The 19,968-nt window shown below is 44.3% G+C and carries 20 protein-coding genes; 3 read left to right on the top strand and 17 right to left on the bottom strand.

Annotated elements, in window-relative coordinates; genetic code table 11:
- Nucleotides 1–219 precede the first annotated feature (219 nt).
- The 17 genes from O3603_RS08205 to O3603_RS08125 form a co-directional block, all read right to left on the bottom strand.
- Nucleotides 220–1,587, bottom strand: coding sequence for a C10 family peptidase (locus tag O3603_RS08205; RefSeq protein ID WP_371522106.1), 1,368 nt, complete (start codon nt 1,585–1,587; stop codon nt 220–222).
- A 60-nt stretch (nt 1,588–1,647) separates the two neighbouring features.
- Complete coding sequence (locus O3603_RS08200; protein WP_315363991.1) at nt 1,648–3,069, bottom strand: C10 family peptidase; 1,422 nt, start codon at nt 3,067–3,069, stop codon at nt 1,648–1,650.
- Between the two features lie 393 nt (nt 3,070–3,462).
- Entirely contained in the window at nt 3,463–3,981 is a 519-nt protein-coding gene (locus O3603_RS08195; protein WP_371522104.1) for a glycoside hydrolase family protein, read from the bottom strand.
- An 11-nt stretch (nt 3,982–3,992) separates the two neighbouring features.
- Nucleotides 3,993–4,451 carry a DUF3872 domain-containing protein gene (locus tag O3603_RS08190; protein WP_371522102.1) on the bottom strand — a complete coding sequence of 153 codons (459 nt, stop codon included), beginning with the start codon at nt 4,449–4,451 and terminating at the stop codon, nt 3,993–3,995.
- 11 nt (nt 4,452–4,462) lie between these two features.
- Nucleotides 4,463–5,053, bottom strand: coding sequence for a conjugal transfer protein TraO (locus tag O3603_RS08185; protein ID WP_371522100.1), 591 nt, complete (start codon nt 5,051–5,053; stop codon nt 4,463–4,465).
- Complete coding sequence (traN, locus tag O3603_RS08180; protein ID WP_371522098.1) at nt 5,047–5,997, bottom strand: conjugative transposon protein TraN; 951 nt, start codon at nt 5,995–5,997, stop codon at nt 5,047–5,049. The genes O3603_RS08185 and traN overlap by 7 nt, the downstream gene beginning before the upstream one ends.
- Before the next feature lie 48 nt (nt 5,998–6,045).
- Complete coding sequence (traM, locus tag O3603_RS08175; protein ID WP_371522096.1) at nt 6,046–7,314, bottom strand: conjugative transposon protein TraM; 1,269 nt, start codon at nt 7,312–7,314, stop codon at nt 6,046–6,048.
- Nucleotides 7,307–7,609, bottom strand: coding sequence for a hypothetical protein (locus tag O3603_RS08170; protein ID WP_371522094.1), 303 nt, complete (start codon nt 7,607–7,609; stop codon nt 7,307–7,309). Before O3603_RS08170 ends, traM begins: the two co-directional genes overlap by 8 nt.
- 4 nt (nt 7,610–7,613) lie before the next feature.
- Entirely contained in the window at nt 7,614–8,237 is a 624-nt protein-coding gene (gene traK, locus O3603_RS08165; protein WP_211820006.1) for a conjugative transposon protein TraK, read from the bottom strand.
- 23 nt (nt 8,238–8,260) lie between these two features.
- Complete coding sequence (gene traJ / locus O3603_RS08160; protein ID WP_004372732.1) at nt 8,261–9,298, bottom strand: conjugative transposon protein TraJ; 1,038 nt, start codon at nt 9,296–9,298, stop codon at nt 8,261–8,263.
- 51 nt (nt 9,299–9,349) lie between these two features.
- Complete coding sequence (locus O3603_RS08155; RefSeq protein WP_004353763.1) at nt 9,350–9,979, bottom strand: DUF4141 domain-containing protein; 630 nt, start codon at nt 9,977–9,979, stop codon at nt 9,350–9,352.
- A gap of 27 nt (nt 9,980–10,006) precedes the next feature.
- Nucleotides 10,007–12,520 carry a TraG family conjugative transposon ATPase gene (locus O3603_RS08150; RefSeq protein ID WP_371522091.1) on the bottom strand — a complete coding sequence of 838 codons (2,514 nt, stop codon included), beginning with the start codon at nt 12,518–12,520 and terminating at the stop codon, nt 10,007–10,009.
- On the bottom strand, nt 12,517–12,852 hold the full coding sequence (locus tag O3603_RS08145; RefSeq protein ID WP_006046155.1) for a DUF4133 domain-containing protein: 336 nt from the start codon (nt 12,850–12,852) through the stop codon (nt 12,517–12,519). The genes O3603_RS08150 and O3603_RS08145 overlap by 4 nt, the downstream gene beginning before the upstream one ends.
- Before the next feature lie 4 nt (nt 12,853–12,856).
- Entirely contained in the window at nt 12,857–13,159 is a 303-nt protein-coding gene (locus O3603_RS08140; protein ID WP_219404220.1) for a DUF4134 domain-containing protein, read from the bottom strand.
- A gap of 155 nt (nt 13,160–13,314) precedes the next feature.
- A complete protein-coding gene (locus O3603_RS08135; RefSeq protein WP_371522089.1) occupies nt 13,315–14,097 on the bottom strand; it encodes a hypothetical protein in 783 nt (260 codons plus the stop codon).
- A complete protein-coding gene (locus O3603_RS08130; protein WP_211810667.1) occupies nt 14,094–14,624 on the bottom strand; it encodes a DUF3408 domain-containing protein in 531 nt (176 codons plus the stop codon). The genes O3603_RS08135 and O3603_RS08130 overlap by 4 nt, the downstream gene beginning before the upstream one ends.
- Nucleotides 14,621–15,418 (bottom strand): ParA family protein, encoded by a 798-nt coding sequence (locus O3603_RS08125; RefSeq protein WP_020967878.1) that lies wholly within the window; start codon nt 15,416–15,418, stop codon nt 14,621–14,623. The genes O3603_RS08130 and O3603_RS08125 overlap by 4 nt, the downstream gene beginning before the upstream one ends.
- Nucleotides 15,419–15,976: 558 nt before the next feature.
- On the opposite strand from O3603_RS08125, the gene O3603_RS08120 reads away from it, so the two are divergent.
- The 3 genes from O3603_RS08120 to mobC all read left to right on the top strand — a co-directional run bounded on the left by O3603_RS08120 (nt 15,977) and on the right by mobC (nt 19,781).
- Nucleotides 15,977–16,396 carry a hypothetical protein gene (locus O3603_RS08120; RefSeq protein WP_371522108.1) on the top strand — a complete coding sequence of 140 codons (420 nt, stop codon included), beginning with the start codon at nt 15,977–15,979 and terminating at the stop codon, nt 16,394–16,396.
- A gap of 16 nt (nt 16,397–16,412) precedes the next feature.
- Nucleotides 16,413–17,693, top strand: a complete 1,281-nt coding sequence (mobB, locus tag O3603_RS08115) for a conjugal transfer protein MobB (protein ID WP_371522087.1) — start codon at nt 16,413–16,415, stop codon at nt 17,691–17,693.
- An 84-nt stretch (nt 17,694–17,777) separates the two neighbouring features.
- Nucleotides 17,778–19,781, top strand: a complete 2,004-nt coding sequence (gene mobC / locus O3603_RS08110) for a conjugal transfer protein MobC (RefSeq protein WP_371522085.1) — start codon at nt 17,778–17,780, stop codon at nt 19,779–19,781.
- The last annotated feature ends 187 nt before the right edge of the window (nt 19,782–19,968 follow it).

Here is a 19,968-nt window from a genome sequence, read left to right as displayed (position 1 = left end):
AAGACCGTACTTGACCTGCTCGTGGACAAAGTGCCGATTGCCACGTGGTTCAAGGAAAAATGGGAGAAAAAAATCGAACAGAAATCTATGTTTTGCAAAATGAACAGAAAAATTCGATTATAAAAGAAAAAATATTTTACCAAAGCCATATCTTGTGGGAACATTGGGTAAATACAACGAGGGGGCTTCAAAGCAAAAAAGCCCTCTCGTATTCATTATTTATTTCCGTATTTCTGTGATAGCAGATAGTTTATATCGAAAATTACCATCTTCCTTACTATTGCTTCTTGTTTTTTCAAAATCTGTCTCAGGACCTTTATCTGTATTAAAAGCACCGCTATAATAATAACCACTATCCAAGCCATTCCATCCCATATTACACAACAAATAATACTTTCGTTGTATATAAGAACCTATGGTTTGCCCATTTTTTATGCGGAAGACAGAACGGCTCATTTCTAATAATCCGTGAACCAACCAACAATGCCCACCTGAGTATGAATACCAAGTCTTTATAGTAATGCCTAAAAATTTCTTTTTGTGTTTCGTTTCCTTTGCATAACCACTTACTAATACATAGTATCCTTTCCTTAATTCATTGACAATGTCTGTTTCATTGTAATCTTTTTTTATTCCTCCAGATGAAAACCCTAAATTCTTAAGAGTTCTCGGGATGTTATCAGTAGAAGCGGAACTCCCTTTATTTTCATCAGTTTCATTTTCTGGGTATTTGGCATAAGTAACATCTAAATTTTGTCGTAAACCTAATTGTTGCATAATCCTTGCTATATAAGGGATTGCAGGAGGATATGGATTCCAAGTCTTTACATAACGATTCATAATCTCCCAATCAAAATCATAACCGTTGTATCGTTTGGGAAATTTATAAACGGATAATAATTGTGCAACAGCCGTTGGTACGCAGCCTGTGCTGGATAATTTTCCATCCGTTAATGGGCAAAATTGATTGTAAGGACTTCCCTGCCCCCACTCAACAGGACAATATCCTTCTTTCATTTCGGAAAAAGTTTTTTCCCATTTTCCATATACAACAGAAATTTCATCGTTTTCATTGATTCTGTTATTTTCGTTAAACTCATCAATCTCCTTAATGATTTGGACTTCCATATTTGCCAAAAATGGTACAATATTAGGATTGTCTATGACACCATCTTGAGGGATTTCTCCTTTATCTGTAAGCACTAACATTGGAGTAACCCTTGTATCTCCGCTCATTATAGCATATCCACCACCTTGAAAATTGAAAATATGTATATTTGTTGAATTATCAACATCTGACCTTGTCATTCCTCCAACTCTTGTATCTATAGAAGTGCCATCTACTTTGAGGGTAAATTTATTTTTCAGGATGGGATTTTTTGGAGCAATAGAGTTTACACGAGTTGTTTTGCCTAAAAGAATTTCATTGAGTTCTGTTTCTGCATCATTGATATTTCTCTCATAGGAAGTTACTATTTTTTCCTCATCTTTTTCTTTTAACTCTATCTCATTTTGCATACATGAGCTAAGAAAAAACAAAAATATAGCGCAAACTATATATATTGTATTGTTCAATTTTAAACGCATATTCTATAAGTATTTAAAGAAAAGGCAATCTCGTTTGAATAGCGAGATTGCCAAAAGATGTTAGTTTAAACGAGCATTTGGATAACATGCCAAATTTATATCGTACAAATCTCCTCCACAATCGAAGTCAATACTTCCGTCATAACGATATAAATACCAACCATCAGAATTTCCTCCCCATCCCATATTAGCATGGCAATAAACATTGTACCTCTTTAAGATCCTGCGAGGTTGTTTTGGTGAAGGAGCCACATTAGAGGGACGAACGCGAATTTGATAACCATCAACAACCCAAGCATGTGAACCATTGGTAAATGCTCTTGTTGCTCTTGTTCCTCTGATGGCTCTTGCAGTTCCTCTACATATAACTGGTCTTCTTGAATTTAAAGAGTTTGCCATGTTTTGGAAAGTACAAGAGTTTTTTCCATCAATATGGACATTCCATTTTTTTACATAATTTGCAACTGCATCTACAGAAACAGAACCTCCTTCACTTGTAAATTTTGTGCCGCTTCCATCTGCAAGATTCTTTATTAAAGAGGCTAACCTTTTATCTTCCTCAGTAAGCTCATGGTATCCCCAAAAATTCGGAGAATAACTTCCTAAATTACCCCAATAAAATTTCTGTCCTTCAGGAGTTGTAATGTCATTGATATTCGGTTGTAAATACGCCAAGACTTGTGCCCAAGCAATAATTGTACACCCTGCAGGATGGCGTCCGTCATAACCATAGCCAAAATCATATTCTGGGGGACATTTAGGCACATAAAGATTATAAGGACTTGTCTGATCCCATTTTGTTTTTAGCATAGGCTCAACTATTTTATATAATTGCCCAGAGGGATTGTCTGTGGCAGAACTACGTGTTACAGGAGTATTGTTTACAAGGTATTCTACATGTTTCATTCCCTTCTTCCTAATTTGCATATTGACATAAGCTTTTGTTTTTTCACGAAGAGAATCTTCGCATTGCTTAATTACGGCAATCTCTTGCAAGGCTATGTTCATTGCATTTTTTATCATCAAATCTGCTGTTTCGTTTGGTGAAAAGAAATCTCCTTCCTCAGAAAAGGCAATAACATAAGGGAAACGGCAATCTGAACTTACAATCATACTAATAGGCTTCTTGGCTTGATGGTCAACCCATTTTAATTTTGTAAAGTATATTTCTTCACCTTTTTCGTGCTGTTTTGTAGTCAAGGATAAACTAATTTTTTCTTTTTGCACATTTGATAAAGAATTTAAGGCAGACCTTGTATTAGATCCCTTAATACTTCCGATGTATGATTTCGCAATGCTTTCAACCTCCTCATCCGATAAGTCTTTCTTATCAGGATAGGCAATACTATTGTACTCTTGTTCAGACAAAGAGATATAAGATTTATGACCATTATCTATAACGGTATCTACTTCATCCATTTTGTCACTACACCCACTCAGAATAAAGAGTACTACCGGTAAAAATTTTAGATAATTCTTCATAATAAATTGTTTTAGTTTGTATTCGCTTACAAATATAATCAATATTCATGCTGCTTCCAAATTTTTATCACCCTTTTTTCTTAATATTGCGTTAAAACACCAACAAATGATGATGGGAATTTTTGGGAATTAGAGTTTTTATGTACTTTTGTAGCAAAGAGCAAACCTCTAAGCAAGACAAGGCAAAGCATAGCAAACAGAACGATTTCCAAATCGTTACCCGAACACCAGCCTATTGTGCGGAACACCCTTCTACAAAGGGTTGTCGCTTTTCTAACCAAAGTTACTGAAAAACTTTGATTTATAAGCCAGTGGGAATAAAGAAAATGCGTTTTTCTTTAGAGGAAAGATACGATAAAAGAAAATAATTTTCTATTATTCCTCAACAAAATATCAATCATAAGCTAAAGGTATATAAAACAGGGCAAACTCAACCTGTCTACGTTTAACTAACCCTTTCAAAACTTTTCCCTTGTATCTGCAGAACGAAACATACTCCCGATAGAAGTTCCTATCCCCAGCCTCTATTTTTCGCAGCAGTCGGCTTTTGGGATGCTTGCCATAACCCAGCAGACGCCCTACACCCACGTTATAGGCAAGCAAGGTGAGTAGCAGGGCATCCTTCCCATACCCTTTGAAGTGTTCAAAGCATTTCCAAAGGTCGGCACGGAGCAGGGAGTCCGCTTGCCGTTCCGTCATATCTGCCGTAAAATGCTCTCCTGGTTGCAGCTGATGCCCATATCCAACATACGGATAATTCTTCCAGCCGTGCATACCCTCAAAGTATTTTACTACGACTACTGCACGCTCAAAAGGTGGCAAGTCTGCCAACCGCACCCTGCGCTGGGCAAGGGTCGGCTGACAGAACAGGCAGAATACACAAAGTAAAATGAAAGAATTTATCGTTCGCATCAATTACGTTCTTAGTGGCGAGAAGATGCGGGCTTGTCCTTGCCCTCTTCTCGCTCGTTGTTGAAACTAAAGGTCAGCTGCTGAACCCTGCCGAAACTATCCTCTACATATACATCAATCGTCTGGCGGTCGGTGGACAGAGAAGTGTAATACAGGCGGAACACATCTTTTGTTAGCGGATAGCGGTCGTTCGGCTTAAAGACAGTGCCGTTGTCATTTTTTAGCAAGCCCTTGCCGTCAGACTGGAAATAACGTATCGTATAGCGAGTGTCGGCAAACTCACCGCCTCGTTTGAGTGTGCAGCGTATCTCAGCCGTCTGTCCTCTTATGATGTCCTTCTGAACGGGCATTGTTTCCACTGTAAACGGATAAGACTGCTGAACATCCAAATCCCTATCACAAGCAGATAGGCAAAACACGGCAAGGGTCAGCACACCCATTACCCAAATCGTATTCAATATTTTCTTCATTTTTCTTCTACTTAAAAGTTAAACCTTAGTCCCACTGAAACAGCCGGACGGAAACGATGTACGTCTGTTCCAAATAGGAAACGTCCCTGTGCTTTTACAAGAAAGAGAACCCTGTCCGTTAGGAACACTTCTACCGAGCCATGTACGGCACCGCCATAGACAAAGCGAGAGCGGTCGAGCAGTGTCGCCCCATCGGGCAGCAGCTTTTTGTCCTTGTTCAGTTGCTCATAGCCACCCAAAGCGGATATGCCACCATAAAGAAACACGTTCTTACCCCTGTCGGAGAGAACAGGGTGCATATAGCCCACCTGTAAGAGCGCATCTTTGAGTTTTATGTTATAACTTCTGTACGGCATATTCTGCTGTTCATACTCTGCCATAACAAAGGTATAGTTCTCACGCCTCAGATATCGGGTGAGTGATACTCCCATGCCAAAATTGTCAGTTGCAAGGAACTTTTCACCCTTAATAAACGGAACACTCCCCACGATTTCTATTCCCCTTTGCTTGGGTATCAGTCGCTGTGCCTGCGATGGCAGACTGAAAGCCATAGCCACCGCAACGCATACTGTCAGAATGATATTGTTCTTCTTCATTACCATTTCAGTTTGAGGTTATCAATCTTCTTTGCCAACTGCAGGTCTTCTGCCGTTACATAAAAGGTCAGCATACGACCGCCATTTCTCTCATTGAGCGTCACTTCAAGCTGCTTGTCTTCTGCAAGAGAAAACTGCTCGAGTGCAAACACAGTGTGTTCACTGCCCATGCCACGCACCTGCATTACCTGATGATAGGCACGAAGCGGCTGCAATACCTGTTCTTGTATGGCGGTACGCTTTGCCATCTTCTTATCAACTACCTTAAAGGTGATAAAATCCACCGAGTACGGCATGTTTGTACCGTTTTCCATTCGAGTGTGGAAATACAGCAAGCCGTTATGGGCGTACAAGCCACGAAGCAGGAACTTCATGCCGAACTGCTGTGCACCGATATGCTTAATGCTGCGTCTGTCATTCTGATAGATAGTCTGCATCATCAGCTTTACTAATACGGGCGACTCGTTACCAAGTTCCTTAAAGTAAATGTCAGAGCGATTGCTTGGCAGTCTACCTTCCGTCGTAGAGAGAAAGTCTTTCATCTCGATGCTTAACTTCTCCGGCTCATCGGCATACTTGACGTTGAAAGCATAGAAAGAGCCGTCCTCACAGATGACACTCATGTTAGTCTCCGTCTCAAAGTCCTTCACCGAAGCCTTTACACGCAGTACGTTCTCTGCATCCTCCGCCTTCCCCGCGATGATGTTCTGCGAACCTAAGTCTACATAACGAATAGCAGAAGGAAAGATAAGATGCACGGTCTTGTCAAAGGTAACGTCCAGACCATACGGCAGTACGACACGTCCCGTTGGTATGGCACGGCTCATACCTTGAAAGAGCTCTCCCGAAGTAAGCGGACGGCTTGGTGTCAGACCATCATTGTTTTCCTGTGCTGTGGCTGTTGCTCCCACCATGGTAAGCATAGCCATTGATAAAATAATTTTCTTCATTGTTCCTTTTGATTTGATGTTATTTTTTACTTATCATTTTGGATTGTTTTATTTAGACTGAACCAAGAAAAGGCGGTAGCCACCCTTGAGCGTTACCTTGATGGTGCGAAGTTTCTTCTGAAGCAGCTGACTTGCACCCTGCATTACCCCACGGGCAGCCTCGGAGATAATCTGGTCCTTGGCAGAGGAAGCGAAGGTAAAAGATGTTCCCATTGAACCGCCGATGTTCGCCCCAACTTCCTTAAGCGCATTGATGTCCTCCGAACCAGGTATATACACACCCTCCTGCCCATCTGTGTCGTATGCCGAGAGTTTGACGGCTATGATATGTCCGTCCACCTCAATGCTTTTGACAAGCAGGTGCATACGGTTACCCTCAATCTTAGCAACGGCTATGAGTCGGCTCTGTCGTGGAATGTGCAACCCCTCTACCTTGGCACTTTCAAGCAGACGGAGCACAACATTGTCGCCCTCCTTGAGAACAGTAGTCCTGTCCACTACAACTTTCAGTGTATTGCGCATTGTAGGTACAGCCGTGCTTGTGAGCGAATGAAAACCCATATTACGAGCTTTCTTGCCGTATTCCTCCATAAAGTACACATCGCTCATAGGCTGATCAAGTGAAGATACTATCTGCCTACGCTCCGGCAGAACTTCCATTGCAGGCTTTTCATTCTGCATGATCTTGCCTTTAGCGGCTTCATAACCACCTTCTGCTCCTTCAGTCTTCTCCTTTCCAGCCGTCAGACCATTATTGAAGGTAGGTGGAGTTGATGCTTTAGGGAGATACTTTGCTGCCATCTGATAGCTCTTTTCCATCAAGGCAAGCTGTCGTTTCTCTTCATTATCCTCCCTGCTGTCTTTGGCAGAGAGTTCCTTTTTAAGGTTATCTATCTCCGAGCGCAAGGCTTCACTCTCCTGCTCGTGTGGGTCGGAAGCGTAAAAAGAGTTCAAGAGCCGATTGTTCTCCTCATAGCGATGCATGGAGCTTTCTATCTTTGCCGTAGAAGCAGCTGTCTCTGCACGCTGCTCCTCTGATGGAGCAGTGTTCTGTGCGAAATAGTCCGATAGTCTGCCCATCTCCTCGCGGGTCTGTTCTTCCTCGTGTGCCTTGTCGCCCAATTCGTAGGCTTTGAGCTTGTTTTCGGTGAGCTTTTCCGTCGTTGCCTGCGGGATGCTGTCATTGAGTCCCTGCTCCGCAGCGGTCTTATCCTTGCCCGAAGGTGCGAAGATAAACCACATCGAGAGGGCAAACAGCAGTCCCAGTCCTCCGAAGACTAAGGCTTTCTTCATTTGTTCTTTCTGTTTATTATCCATTTTCTTTGATTGTTTGATGATGTTGTAGGTAAAAATTACCGTGTAACTCTTGTAAAGTACTGTCCGTCTGTATCGGACTGTCCGTCAGCTTTCCCGTGGGGATGGGTAGTTTCTCCTCCTTTGGAGGAAGGAAAAACTGTGCTATCATCCAAAGCGAGCACAGCAGATAGATGAAGCTCAATCCATAGACGATTTCCTTTCTCTGCCTTATCGTGAGCCGTTCACACCGATGTCGAAGCCATAGGTGAAAGCGCAGATATTGACGTGAGAGTAAAAAGTTTCTTTTCCTTGCCATAGCCTTATCGTTTATAAGTCTGTATGTCCCTGTTCTCCTTAACGAGGAAGTTCTCCATTAGGAAACCTTGTGGGTTGTTATCAGAACGAACTGAGTTCTGCAGCGTGCAGGTCGTAATAAGACTGCGCTCTGTAACGTTACTCTGACGGACGATAAACTCCCGTGCATAGGTTGTTACCGCATAAGGGTAAGTATTAAAGTTACAGTGGATAGAGTCCACCTCTATGCGCTGATTGACATTACCCGATATGGCACGATTATAATAGCCCTTCTCTGCCAAGTCTTTGTAATAGTTGAAGGCCGACTTGTCACACAGCACAAAGGCACGTTCCATGTTCTTCTCAATAGCATCCTTGTCTGGTGCAATGGTGAAGAACAGCTCATGGAAACGACGCACATGTTCTCTTGCCTCTACGGGACGATTACGACTTGCATCCTGACTGAGGGCAAGCATGAGTGACTTACCCTGATCAAGCACATAGATTTTCTCCCTCTGCTCCTTTGCGAAGCTATATGAGGCATAGACGGCATAACCGCTTACCGCCACGCAGACGATGGCAAAGACAAAGGCATAGAGCCGTATCTGTTTGAACGAGCTCTCGATATTACCAAGTGATTTGAATTCCATTTTTTTCTTCTTTTTTTGATTGATTATTTTCCTTTGAGCAGTGCACCCTTGATACGTCCACCGACATTTCCCACAGCAGCACCTGCGCCAGCCATAGCAGCCTTGCCACCGGTATATGCGCCTTGCGCACCATGCTGTGCTGTCTGGTTGACATTACGACCGTATGAGCCGATACCGCCTCCAGCTTCGATAATCCAGCCTGCCACAGTAGGTACACAGAAGTAGCCTACAATACCGATGAGGAAGAAGACGATGTAGTACCACGTCCCCGAATCAGGCAGGTAGTTAGGGTCACTGAGCGCTTCAATATCCTTCTCTATCATCAACACTTGTATTTTTGTAAGCAGTGCCGTAAGAATAGAGCTGACAGGCAGCCACAGGTAGACAGAGATATAGCGTGAGAACCATGCCGTAAGTGAGCCTGCAAGACCGTCCCATACGGCAATGCCGAAGACTATCGGACCGAGAATGGCAAGAACGATGAGTATGAAGGTGCGTAGTGTGTCGATGATAAGTCCTGCAGCATGGAACAGAAGTTCTAAAAGGTCGTGTACCATCTTCATGATCCACTGCTTGGTCTGATAGGCAGCACGCTCGGCATACATACCTGCTATCGTCACGGCATCTTCAGGTCCGATGATGCCCATTTCCTCTATCTTCTCATCGAACTTCTCGTTGGAGACAAGGTAGGCTGTTTCAGGATTCCTAAGGTAGGCTTCCTCTTGCAACTTGTCCCGCTTGGCTGTAAGTTCTGCAAGATTCCCCTCCTGCTGATGTACCATCATCTCCGTTCCCTGCACTACGGGCGAGAGAACGGCATTCATCGTACCCAGTACAACTGTCGGGAAGAACATGATACAAAAGCCCAGCACGAAGGGGCGGAGAAGCGGAAAGACGTCTATCGCCTCGGCACGGGCAATGGAAGCCCATACCCGAAGGGCAATATAAAAGAGTGCACCCAATCCTGCAATGCCTTTGGCAATGCCCGTCATCTGGGCACAGAGCGGCATCATCTCGTCATAGGTTGAGCGTAGCAGCTCATGTAAACTGGCAAAATCCATAAGCAAAAGTGTTTTATGAAAGTTCTTTCAAGTTCTTTTTTGTCTGTGGATTTACCAATACCTGCTTGCCGTATTACCATAGAGCGCCTTAACAGAGGCAAGGTTGTTCTTCTCCCTTGCACGCACATAGCTTACGGAGATGTTTTTCCTTGTGTAGTATGACACGAGCGAGCGATTTTCCCTAAGCGTGGTATAAATACGGTCTATTGCCTGCATTCGCTCGTGGTCGTTCATCGAGAAGACGTTACTCTTGACGATGGACTTTAGTTCCTTGAGACTCTCACCACTCTGCTCCAAGAGCTTGGCATATCCCGAAGCCATCGCAGCAAGTTCTGAAGGACGGAAGTTCTTGTCCGAGAGCATCTTCTTATACGAGGTGACGTAAATCTCCGAGATATCGCCCACCATCAGGATGCACTCCTTGACCTTATAGGCATCACCAATCAAGTTGTTCACCTTCTTCAGGGCATCGTAATACTTCTTGGTGTCGTTGTAAAGCTTCTCCACCTCCTTGAACCCGTCAAGGGTATTCTTCACCGTCTTGGAGGCGGTGGCTATCTCCTTGACCGAATTGACGATGTTGCCGGCAAAATTGCCAGGGTCGGTTACTACCCACTGTGCGTGGGCTTTGGGAACAGAAAGGCTCAATCCTAAGAGAGCCATGAAAATGTACTTTTTCATTGTTACTATAGTTTTGATGGTTTGTACTTATTTCTTTTTATTGTTTCTTTTCTCTATGGCAAGCTGACGGATAGCCGTTTCAATATCACCACCAAGCTGTGCCGCCCTGTTCATCACCTCCACCTTCTCGGTTTCCTCCGTGGTGTAGGTGAGATATTCCTCCATGCTTACCTCCGTGGCATAGACGGCACTCTGCATACCGCCCAAGCCTATCCACACCTCCTTGTAGAGTCGATTTGGGTCGTTGTTCTGGTTGATGGAGAGTATCTGGCTCTTTTCCTTTTCAGACAAGCCGAGCATCGCCTGTATACCATCGAACTTGGTCATGTACTTGCGCTGGTCGAGCAGTATCTTGCAGTCAGAGTTATTGATGATACTTTCCTTGACAATGGGCGACTGGATGATATCGTCCACCTCCTGCGTTACGACAATGGCTTCCCCGAAATACTTTCTCACCGTCTTATAAAGATACTTGATGTAATCTGCCATGTTTGCCGAAGCAATCGCTTTCCACGCTTCCTCAATGAGTATCATCTTGCGGATACCCTTTAATCGGCGCATCTTGTTGATGAAGGCTTCCATGATGATAATCGTTACCACAGGGAAAAGGTCTTTGTTGTCCTTCACTTGGTCAATTTCAAAGACGATGAAGCGTTTACTTAGCAGGTCGATGTTCTTGTCCGAGTTCAAAAGGAAGTCGTAACGACCACCACGATAATATTGCTTGAGTGTCGTTAAGAGGTTGTTAATATTGAAGTCCGAGAGCGTTACCTTGATGTCTCGCTTTTCCATATCCTTTCGGTACACATCCCGCAGATACTCATAGAAGGTATTAAAACAGGGTGTAACGCTATGGTCTGCACATATCAACTCGATATAGGAGTTTACGGCAGAACCAAGTTCGCCTGCCTCGGTCTTTGTGATATGCTCATCTGCACTCTTCCAAAGTGTAAGCAGCAGCGTACAGATACTCTCCCTTTTCTCTACATCGAAGAAGTAATCATCCGTATAGAAAGGGTTGAAGGATATAGGACTTTCATTGGTATAGGTGAAATACACACCGTCCTCGCCCTTGGTCTTGCGGTGGATAAGTTCACACAAGCCTTGATATGAGTTACCCGTATCAACCAAGAGGACGTGCGCCCCCTGTTCGTAATACTGGCGTACCATGTGGTTGGTGAAGAAAGACTTGCCACTACCCGAAGGACCCAAGATAAACTTGTTACGGTTGGTGATGACTCCCTTTTTCATCGGTAAATCCGATATATCCAAGTGAACGGGCTTTCCTGAAAGGCGATCTGCCATCTTGATACCGAAGGGTGAGAGTGAATCCTTGTAGTTCGTCTCTGCTGTAAAGAAGCAGAGGGCTGGCTCGATGAAAGTATAGAATGACTCTTCCGCGGGAAAGTCTGCCGCATTGCCGGGAATACCTGCCCAGTAGAGCGTTGCCGCATCAATGGTGTTGTGGCGAGGGTGGCATTCCATAAGAGCAAGTGCAGAGCCCACGTCATTCTTGATCTGGCGAAGTTCTTCCTTATCGCTACTCCATGCCAGTACGTTAAAGTGGGCACGGATAGAGGTCAGTCCCTGTGAGTGAGCAATATTGAGATACTCCTGTATCCACTCCTCGTTGATTTGGTTGCTACGGCTGTAGCGTGCCAGCGAGTGCATGTTCCTTGCCTGCTTCTCAAAACGTTCCAAATTGGCATCGCTGTCCTCGATAAAGAGGTACTGGTTATAGATATGATTGCAGGGCAGCATCAAGCCCACGGGAGAGGCAAAGGAAAGACGACAGTCACTTCTGTCGGTGGATAGCCGTTCATATCGGCTGTCCGTGCTGACCGTTGTCGGCAGGTCATCCGTGTCGGAGAGTGTGTGTAGACAAAGCATATTGTCGCCCACACGCACAAGGTCTGCGCCCAGACGGATGTCCTCCAAAGACGCATGCCCTTCTTCAGATAAAGAGAAATACCTGTCGAGTAGTCCTCCTTTTTCATTTGTGCCAACCAACTCTTCTTCTGTCATGCGGACAATCCTTATTTGCTCGGTGTCGTTGATGATACGCTCGAACTGGTCTACTGCTTCCATGAACTTCATCACCTCATCCTTGTTGGTAATCTCTTTTGGAAGCAAATGTCCACGGCAGAGCGAGGAAAAGTTGCTCTGCTGTGCCATACGCTGCTTGTTGGTCTTGGTCAGGAAGAGATAGACTGAGTGGTGGAGATACGGACGTTCGTTGAAGTGCCTTTCGGAGGAGCGAGCAAGGAAACTCAGTCCGCCATCGGAGAGATTTCCTTGATAGTCCTCCTTGATAAACCAGTCCTGCTTGTGTACGATGCTGTAATTGGGTAGCACCTTGATTGCCTTATGCCAGGCAGAGTGCATTGCTTCGTATTCTGTAGAGGTGACGGTAAAGAGTTCGGGCAGTTCCACACGGAATGCAACTGTGATATCAGCGTCCTTGCTCACCATACAGCCCTGCTCTATGGAGAGCAGCGGGAACTTCGATTCCAAGGTTGTTATCTTGCTATTGTTTCTCATTTCTTCGCTTTCTTTGGTTGAAGGTTACGGATAAGGTGGCAGACCGTACGGCGGTTTACAAGGTAGCGCGGGTGCATACGCACTGCTCCCTTTTTCATCAGCCCATATTGCCCGTACTTTCTGTTCATGGTGAACGTTTGCCATACCACAAGGCTGGCACCCACTACACCTATGACAAGACAGGTAATTTGGCTGACTCCACAGAGATAGAGAATGACCACAAGAATAAAGACTGCCAGCAAGCCTCCTGCAAAGAGGAAGAGATACTGTGCCTTCAAGCCCTTGAACTCCACCGTCCGGCCTACACCCTTGTTGATTTCAAATGCTGCCATCGCCTTACAGGAAGAAACTTCTCAAGATAGTGGCAGCCACGATGAGAAAGATACACGCACCGAACCAAGAGGCTGCGGTCTTACTCGTATCGGGGTCACCACTTGAAAACTTGTTATACACTTTAATGCCTCCTATCAGACCTACTACGGCTCCGATAGCATAGATAAGCTTTGTGCCAGGATCAAAATAGCTTGTTACCATCTTTGTGGCTTCATTGATACCTGCCATACCGTTGCCCTGTGCGTATGCTCCTATGGCGGTAGCCGTCAGCAGGAGTAGCATTGTGATTTTCTTTTTGTTGTTCATTGTTCTTTTTATTTTAAGTTGTTAAATGAATTGTTTTCTTTTGGGTAGAGTTGGTAAGGGGTGGCTCGGTTTTATTGTATGACTGATATTGGTTGATTGTTTTACTTTTGAGCCACCCCTCGAACACTGTACAATATGAACAAAAACACTAAGTTTTACAAAAAGTATGAAAGTGGACGCTCGTCATCTTCCGATGTATCGCTATTGCTGCTCTCTACGTTTAAGTTCGTTTCAAAGTCAGAAGAAGAGTTTATATTATTTCCCTCTAATTCCGCTTCTTCCGCCTTGCGAATGGCAGCAAGGAGCTTTTGATGGCCTTTCTCCTGCTTGAGCGTTGCCTCTTTGATATAGTCCATGAGCTGTGTGCCCTGTATGCTTTGCAGAGTATCCAGCACTTCGGCTTCGTTTTCCTCATCAAGCGTGTCGTCATTTTTGTGCCAGCCGGTAATACGGACTACTTCCCGTGCAAGAATAGCGGACGGTGAAATTTCCGGCATCACTGCATCGGCGATTTGCAGTTCCTCACGGATGATAGTGTCTTCGTCAGATTCGTCCATTGTATAGTCAACCTGCATTTCATTGTCCTCTTCTGTACCTTCCGCTTCTTTTGTTTCTTCGGGTACAGGTGAGTTTTTCTCTGCAAAAGTATTAGGTTTTTCATCTGGATTTTCAGAGGAGGAAACAGCGGGAACTTTGGAGATAGAGTGGGAATGAAAAGGCTTGCTTCTACCCACCAAAACGTGACGTGCATTGTCAATCTGCTCTTGGGAAACGGATGTATTGAGACTTGTGCTGTGCCCGTTTCCTTTCTGCTTTGGTGTATTCTTCCCTGATTGGGCTGCCAAATCTTGAAATAACCTCCAAAAGTATGCGATGCCGAGAGCTATCCACGCTATACCTAGCAAAAGCAATACGCCTAACAATAAATTGATTATCATAAGTCTATGGTTTTATCGCGCCTGCGTTGTGAGGCGGTATGGTTCAACAAATCCTGATACGTTTTCAAATGATCGAGAAGGATATTCTCAATATACCCCGTGATGGAAGCCTCCGATCTGATGTCGTTCAGCACATCACGCAGTATCTGGAGTATCTCAGTATGGATACTGAAGCCCGACTTATTGCGCCCATTGCGGACACCCGTCAGAAATCGCTGTTCGTATTCAGGAAAGTCCATTGCTGGGGAAGAATCCTTCGTTCTGGTATTTCTCTTTCTTTTCGAGAGCTGCGCTGTTTTGGCATTGTTGCCATTAAACGAAGTTTCTTCCGGTATTTCCTCCTGTTCGTCAATTTTAGAAAGAGAGGCACTTACATCTTCTTCCACAGAGTCAGAATCATCATCCAAATCTATGGGGTCGTCAAAGTCTGGTGTGTTCTCCTCTGTGCGCTTCTTGACACCAATATCTGCCATCTCCTCCAATTTCGCTTGAAGCAGCTTTTCACGTTGCTCTTTCAGTGATTTCATACGCCGTTCTCAGTTTTCAGGTTGAGTTTCTCCATGACCTCCATTACCCACTCATCCACTCCAGTCTGAGGACGGAGAGCAGGTGCAGGGGGCAGGTAGGAGCAGCGGAATACACCTTTGACACCCCCTTGTGCTAATTCCCTGCTGAATCGGACGGAGTTGTAGATACGGGTATCGAAAATCGGCAGTCCCTGTTCCTCAGCATTCTGACTAAACAGGTCGATGACCATGGTACTGGCACTGCGGTTGATTTTGTTCCAAAGCAGGAAGAAGTCCTGAATGCGTGAGCCTTCAAACCCGACACCCAAGTCCCTGATTGTCTTGGCGTATGCAAAACTCGAAGCCAGCGACTGTGGGTCGGCTTCTATAGGTGAGATGATGTAGTCCATCGTAATGGACAAATCCATCATGGCACTGGTAAGGGCATGACCAGGAAAGTCAAAGATAATCAGTTGCGGCGCCGTCTTCATTTTACGAAAGTATTTCATGACATCGGAAACGGCTCTTTCTGGTTTGCTTCTGATGATATGATACGATTTCTTGCCGTAGCGCGACAGGCGTTCATGAAGTTCCTTGCCCAGTTCGGGTGAGGACTCGATGAGGTCTCTGTCGCGTTCGCGGAGTTTATAGAAAGATTCCTGCGTACCGTCGCAATCCACGACGGCAAGGGAGATGTTCTTCTCGTAATATAGTATGGAAGCCAGCACTTCGGCAAGGCTGCTTTTACCAACTCCGCCTTTCTGTGAGGCGAAGCCCAGATAGATGGGATTGTTTTTTTTCTTTTCCATATTCATAGTTGGTTGTTACTTATGTTATAAGTTGATTTATGTCTTGACTGACAAGTCATGTCATATTTGTTGTTGAAACCATATTTTTTACTCGACCTAAAAGTCTGGTTTTGACCCAGCTCAATTTTGACTCAGCTCAAAGACATAAAATCATCCGTCGTTCAAACCATTATTGATTGAATCTTTTTGAGATTGAAACCATCTTTTTTGACTCTTCACCCATACGGATTTTAAGCTGTCTTTCAACTGAATTTGCTTGCAAAATAACAAGGTTTTATCCTAAGTTTCAACTACCTGTGAAGTATAGGGAAATGCAAGGAAAAAGAGTGAATATCATTGATAATGAGATATTTGAAAATCCGCCGTAACTTTGCAGGCGAGAATAATATATGGAGGTAACGTCCCGAAGCAGACACCCCAAAAGGGTGGATACTTCAATCGTATCTACTCTTAATATTGGCAAGGTGTGTCTTTGTAACACAAACCGCCGTTTGTACCACAAAGGCCCTTGCCCCGAAGGGGAGATAAATTACTCCAAAGTCGTAATTAAAAAACAGAATGGACATGAATAAGGACACGGAATACGGTTCAGAACGAAAAACTGCAGAAAAGCCGCGTTGGGACAACTGGCATGTACGGTTGCCTAACCCGAAAGACCAGCAGCGAGCGATTGATTTGTTTCAGCGTTCAGGGGCGCAGACTAAGTCGGATTTCGTACGCGCTCGCATTCTTGGAGAGCATTTCAAGGTAATAACGGTGGATAAATCCGCTGTGGAATATTACCGAAAACTCTCCGAACTAACGGCACAAATCCATAAGATTGGCGTGCTGTATAACCAAACCGTGCGTGCCATCAACAGCTATCATAGCATAAAGACTGCACAGATTATGCTTGAGAAGTTGGAGAAATTGTCGGCTCAAATCATTGCCTTACAAGAGCAGGCTATCAATCTAACCATTGATTATAGAAAGAAGAAGTATTGAGAATTTAGTAAAAAAAATGATAGCAAAAATTTCAGCAACGGAGAACCTCGGAGGAGCACTCGGCTACAATTTCAAAAAGGTGGAAAAAGGAGAAGCAAGCATTCTCCTTGTCGCTGAATTGTATCAGAGCAAGGAAGGACGTTATACGATGGAGGACGTGCTTGCTGATATGGAGGCATTGATACCGAAGAACTGCCGTACCAAGAAAACGGTGTTCCACTGTTCGCTCAATCCGCACCCGGACGAGAAACTATCCGATGAGCAACTCACACAGATAGCCAAGGAGTATATGGAGGCACTCGGCTATGGTAACCAACCCTATATCGTCTTCAAGCACAACGACATCGCCCGTGAGCATATACACATTGTGTCGCTTCGGATAGATGGTGAAGGAAAGAAAATCAACGACAAGTTTGAAAAGCGAAGGAGCAAGCAGATTACTGATACCTTGGAAAGGAAATACGATCTTATCCCAAGTTCAAAGGTTGCTGACAAAGCGGTGGAAGAAACGCCCAAGATTGACATCACCAGAGGAAACATCAAGGAACAGGTGGCAAGTGCCCTCCGCATGGTACTGAAGCATTATCGCTTCTGTTCCTTGGGTGAATTGAATGCCATTCTTTCCGCTTACAATCTTGCAGTGGAAGAAGTGAAGACAGAGTTTCGGGGAAAGAAATATGACGGACTTGTCTATGTCCCAACAGATGATAAGGGAGACAAGGTAAGCAGCCCTATCCACGCCTCGGACATTGGCCGTGGTGTGGGCTATACTGCCGTACAGAACAAGATGCAGAAATCCAAACAAGCTATCAAGCCATTGAGATCAATCATAAGGAACAAGGTGTTACAAACAATGCGTACCTCTCCAAAGACAGAGGAAGAACTTCGGCAACGATTGGAGGAACAGAGTTTGCGTGTGTTTATCCGAAAGAACGAAAGCGGGCGCATCTATGGCATCACGTTCATTGACGACAAGGAGGGCATTGCGCTCAATGGTTCTCGATTAGGTAAGGGATATGCCGCCAATGTATTCAATACCTATTTCTCCAATCCAACAAATAACCCATTCTTGGATGAAGCGCTGTATGGCAATCCGTCTGTCCGTTTGGAACAATCAGCAACTGTCCAGCCTTTACAATCCAATGCAGAAGAAGGGGATAACCTTATCGATGAACTTATCGAGGATATGGCAGATGGTTCTTTCCTGTCTACGGGCAACGATGATTGGAAGGAGGCGGCGTGGCAGCGTAAACTCCGCAGGCAAAACAAAGTCAATCTCAGGCGGAGGAAAAGATAGGTAAGGTATTTCAAACTATGTTTGAATAACATTCAAATGCAATTCAAATAACGATAATACAACAAATATAAAAACAATATAATTATGGCACAAGAAGATGATTTAAGAGCATTGGGTAAAGTCATGGACTTTATGCGTGGTATATCGGTGATATTCCTCCTCGTTAACTGTTATTGGTTCTGTTACGAGGCATTTCATGTCTGGGGCTTTACGTTCGGCATTGTAGATAAGATACTGATGAATTTCCAGCATACCACAGGATTGTTCTCATCCATCCTCTGGACAAAACTCTTTTGTGTGGTTTTCCTTGCCCTCTCCTGCTTGGGAACAAAGGGTGTGAAAGAGGAGAAAATCACTTGGCCAAAGATTTGGACGGTGCTTTTCTCAGGCTTCGTCTTTTTCTTTCTCAATTGGTGGCTGCTGGTACTACCCATCGGCAAGGTTGGGGCAGCTTTGCTCTATATATTTACGCTTTCTATTGGCTATATCTGTCTGCTGATGGGTGGCGTATGGATGAGTCGATTGCTCAAAAACAATCTGATGGATGATGTATTCAATACGGAGAACGAGAGTTTCATGCAGGAAACTCGGTTGATGGAAAATGAATACTCCGTCAATCTTCCTACACGCTTCTACTATAAGAAGAAATGGAACAACGGTTGGATTAACGTGGTCAATCCGTTCCGTGCCTCAATGGTACTTGGAACACCGGGTTCGGGTAAGTCCTACGCTATCGTGAACAACTACATCAAGCAGCAGATAGAGAAAGGCTTTGCCATGTACATCTACGACTATAAATTTCCCGACCTTTCAGAGATAGCTTACAATCACCTGCTTCATCATTTAGATGCCTACAAGGTAAAACCACAGTTCTATGTAATTAACTTTGACGATCCGAGGAAATCGCATCGCTGCAATCCCATCAATCCAGCCTTTATGACGGATATATCGGATGCCTATGAGAGTGCCTATACGATCATGCTCAATCTCAACCGCTCGTGGATTCAGAAACAGGGAGACTTCTTCGTGGAGTCGCCGATTATCTTGCTGGCTGCCATCATCTGGTTTCTGAAAATCTATGAGGACGGGAAGTATTGCACCTTTCCTCATACCATTGAGTTCCTGAACCGTCCCTACGCACAGATATTTCCGATACTCACTTCCTACGATGAGCTTGCCAACTACCTATCTCCTTTTATGGACGCTTGGGAGGGTGGAGCGCAGGACCAGTTGCAGGGACAGATTGCCAGTGCCAAGATACCGCTTTCACGCATGATTTCGCCAGCTCTTTATTGGGTGATGACGGGTGATGATTTCTCGCTCGACATCAACAACCCCAATGAGCCGAAAGTCCTCGTTGTGGGTAACAACCCTGACCGACAGAATATCTATTCAGCAGCACTTGGTCTGTACAACAGCCGTATTGTGAAGCTCATCAACAAGAAGAAGCAACTCAAATCATCAGTAATCATCGACGAGTTGCCTACCATATATTTCCGTGGACTGGATAATCTTATCGCCACAGCCCGAAGCAACAAGGTTGCAGTGTGCTTGGGCTTCCAGGACTTCTCACAACTTACCCGTGATTATGGCGACAAAGAGAGCAAAGTAATACAGAACACTGTAGGTAACGTGTTCTCCGGGCAGGTAGTAGGTGAAACTGCCAAAACACTCTCTGAGCGGTTTGGAAAGGTTCTTCAGCAACGACAATCAATGACTATCAACCGTAACGACAAGTCTACGTCTATTTCCACGCAAATGGATAGCCTTATCCCTGCAAGCAAGATTTCAAACCTCACACAAGGTATGTTCGTGGGTGCAGTGTCCGATAACTTTGATGAGCGAATCGACCAAAAGATTTTCCATGCGGAGGTTGTGGTGGATAGTGCAAAGGTTTCTGCTGAGATGAAAGCCTACCTGCCTATACCTGTGATAGCGAACTTCATAAACGAGGATGGCTCCGATAATCTCAAAGAGACTATTGAAGCCAACTATCGTAAGGTAAAGCAAGAGATACACTCATTGGTTGATTCAGAAATTGAACGAATTAAAAATAATCCCTTACTTAGTCATCTGATTAAACAATAACAATTATTACTGTCCGGTAAAACTTAAATTGCATAGAAATCCTTGAGGGTGTGTTAAAATGCAAATATCATTTTGATAATCTTACAGTTTGAAACAATCTAATAAAAAAGGTTCTTCCGTTAAATGGATAGATATCTCTGATTAGTTATATATAAAAAGCTGGTATTATGTATCTTTGTAGTGACCA

Source organism: Prevotella sp. 20925_1_30 (genome assembly GCF_041433025.1).
GTDB classification, from domain to species: Bacteria; Bacteroidota; Bacteroidia; order Bacteroidales; family Bacteroidaceae; genus Prevotella; species Prevotella vespertina.
Note: the sequence above shows the minus strand (reverse complement) of the source record. Positions and strands in the feature narration are given on the sequence as shown.

What these genes read in the sequence shown, in the direction of transcription:
- O3603_RS08205 (WP_371522106.1), bottom strand. Translation starts at nt 1,587, where the DNA reads ATGCGTTTAAAATTGAACAATACAATATATATAGTTTGCGCTATATTT.
- O3603_RS08200 (WP_315363991.1), bottom strand. Translation starts at nt 3,069, where the DNA reads ATGAAGAATTATCTAAAATTTTTACCGGTAGTACTCTTTATTCTGAGT.
- O3603_RS08195 (WP_371522104.1), bottom strand. Translation starts at nt 3,981, where the DNA reads ATGCGAACGATAAATTCTTTCATTTTACTTTGTGTATTCTGCCTGTTC.
- O3603_RS08190 (WP_371522102.1), bottom strand. Translation starts at nt 4,451, where the DNA reads ATGAAGAAAATATTGAATACGATTTGGGTAATGGGTGTGCTGACCCTT.
- O3603_RS08185 (WP_371522100.1), bottom strand. Translation starts at nt 5,053, where the DNA reads ATGGTAATGAAGAAGAACAATATCATTCTGACAGTATGCGTTGCGGTG.
- traN (WP_371522098.1), bottom strand. Translation starts at nt 5,997, where the DNA reads ATGAAGAAAATTATTTTATCAATGGCTATGCTTACCATGGTGGGAGCA.
- traM (WP_371522096.1), bottom strand. Translation starts at nt 7,314, where the DNA reads ATGGATAATAAACAGAAAGAACAAATGAAGAAAGCCTTAGTCTTCGGA.
- O3603_RS08170 (WP_371522094.1), bottom strand. Translation starts at nt 7,609, where the DNA reads ATGGCAAGGAAAAGAAACTTTTTACTCTCACGTCAATATCTGCGCTTT.
- traK (WP_211820006.1), bottom strand. Translation starts at nt 8,237, where the DNA reads ATGGAATTCAAATCACTTGGTAATATCGAGAGCTCGTTCAAACAGATA.
- traJ (WP_004372732.1), bottom strand. Translation starts at nt 9,298, where the DNA reads ATGGATTTTGCCAGTTTACATGAGCTGCTACGCTCAACCTATGACGAG.
- O3603_RS08155 (WP_004353763.1), bottom strand. Translation starts at nt 9,979, where the DNA reads ATGAAAAAGTACATTTTCATGGCTCTCTTAGGATTGAGCCTTTCTGTT.
- O3603_RS08150 (WP_371522091.1), bottom strand. Translation starts at nt 12,520, where the DNA reads ATGAGAAACAATAGCAAGATAACAACCTTGGAATCGAAGTTCCCGCTG.
- O3603_RS08145 (WP_006046155.1), bottom strand. Translation starts at nt 12,852, where the DNA reads ATGGCAGCATTTGAAATCAACAAGGGTGTAGGCCGGACGGTGGAGTTC.
- O3603_RS08140 (WP_219404220.1), bottom strand. Translation starts at nt 13,159, where the DNA reads ATGAACAACAAAAAGAAAATCACAATGCTACTCCTGCTGACGGCTACC.
- O3603_RS08135 (WP_371522089.1), bottom strand. Translation starts at nt 14,097, where the DNA reads ATGATAATCAATTTATTGTTAGGCGTATTGCTTTTGCTAGGTATAGCG.
- O3603_RS08130 (WP_211810667.1), bottom strand. Translation starts at nt 14,624, where the DNA reads ATGAAATCACTGAAAGAGCAACGTGAAAAGCTGCTTCAAGCGAAATTG.
- O3603_RS08125 (WP_020967878.1), bottom strand. Translation starts at nt 15,418, where the DNA reads ATGAATATGGAAAAGAAAAAAAACAATCCCATCTATCTGGGCTTCGCC.
- O3603_RS08120 (WP_371522108.1), top strand. Translation starts at nt 15,977, where the DNA reads ATGAATAAGGACACGGAATACGGTTCAGAACGAAAAACTGCAGAAAAG.
- mobB (WP_371522087.1), top strand. Translation starts at nt 16,413, where the DNA reads ATGATAGCAAAAATTTCAGCAACGGAGAACCTCGGAGGAGCACTCGGC.
- mobC (WP_371522085.1), top strand. Translation starts at nt 17,778, where the DNA reads ATGGCACAAGAAGATGATTTAAGAGCATTGGGTAAAGTCATGGACTTT.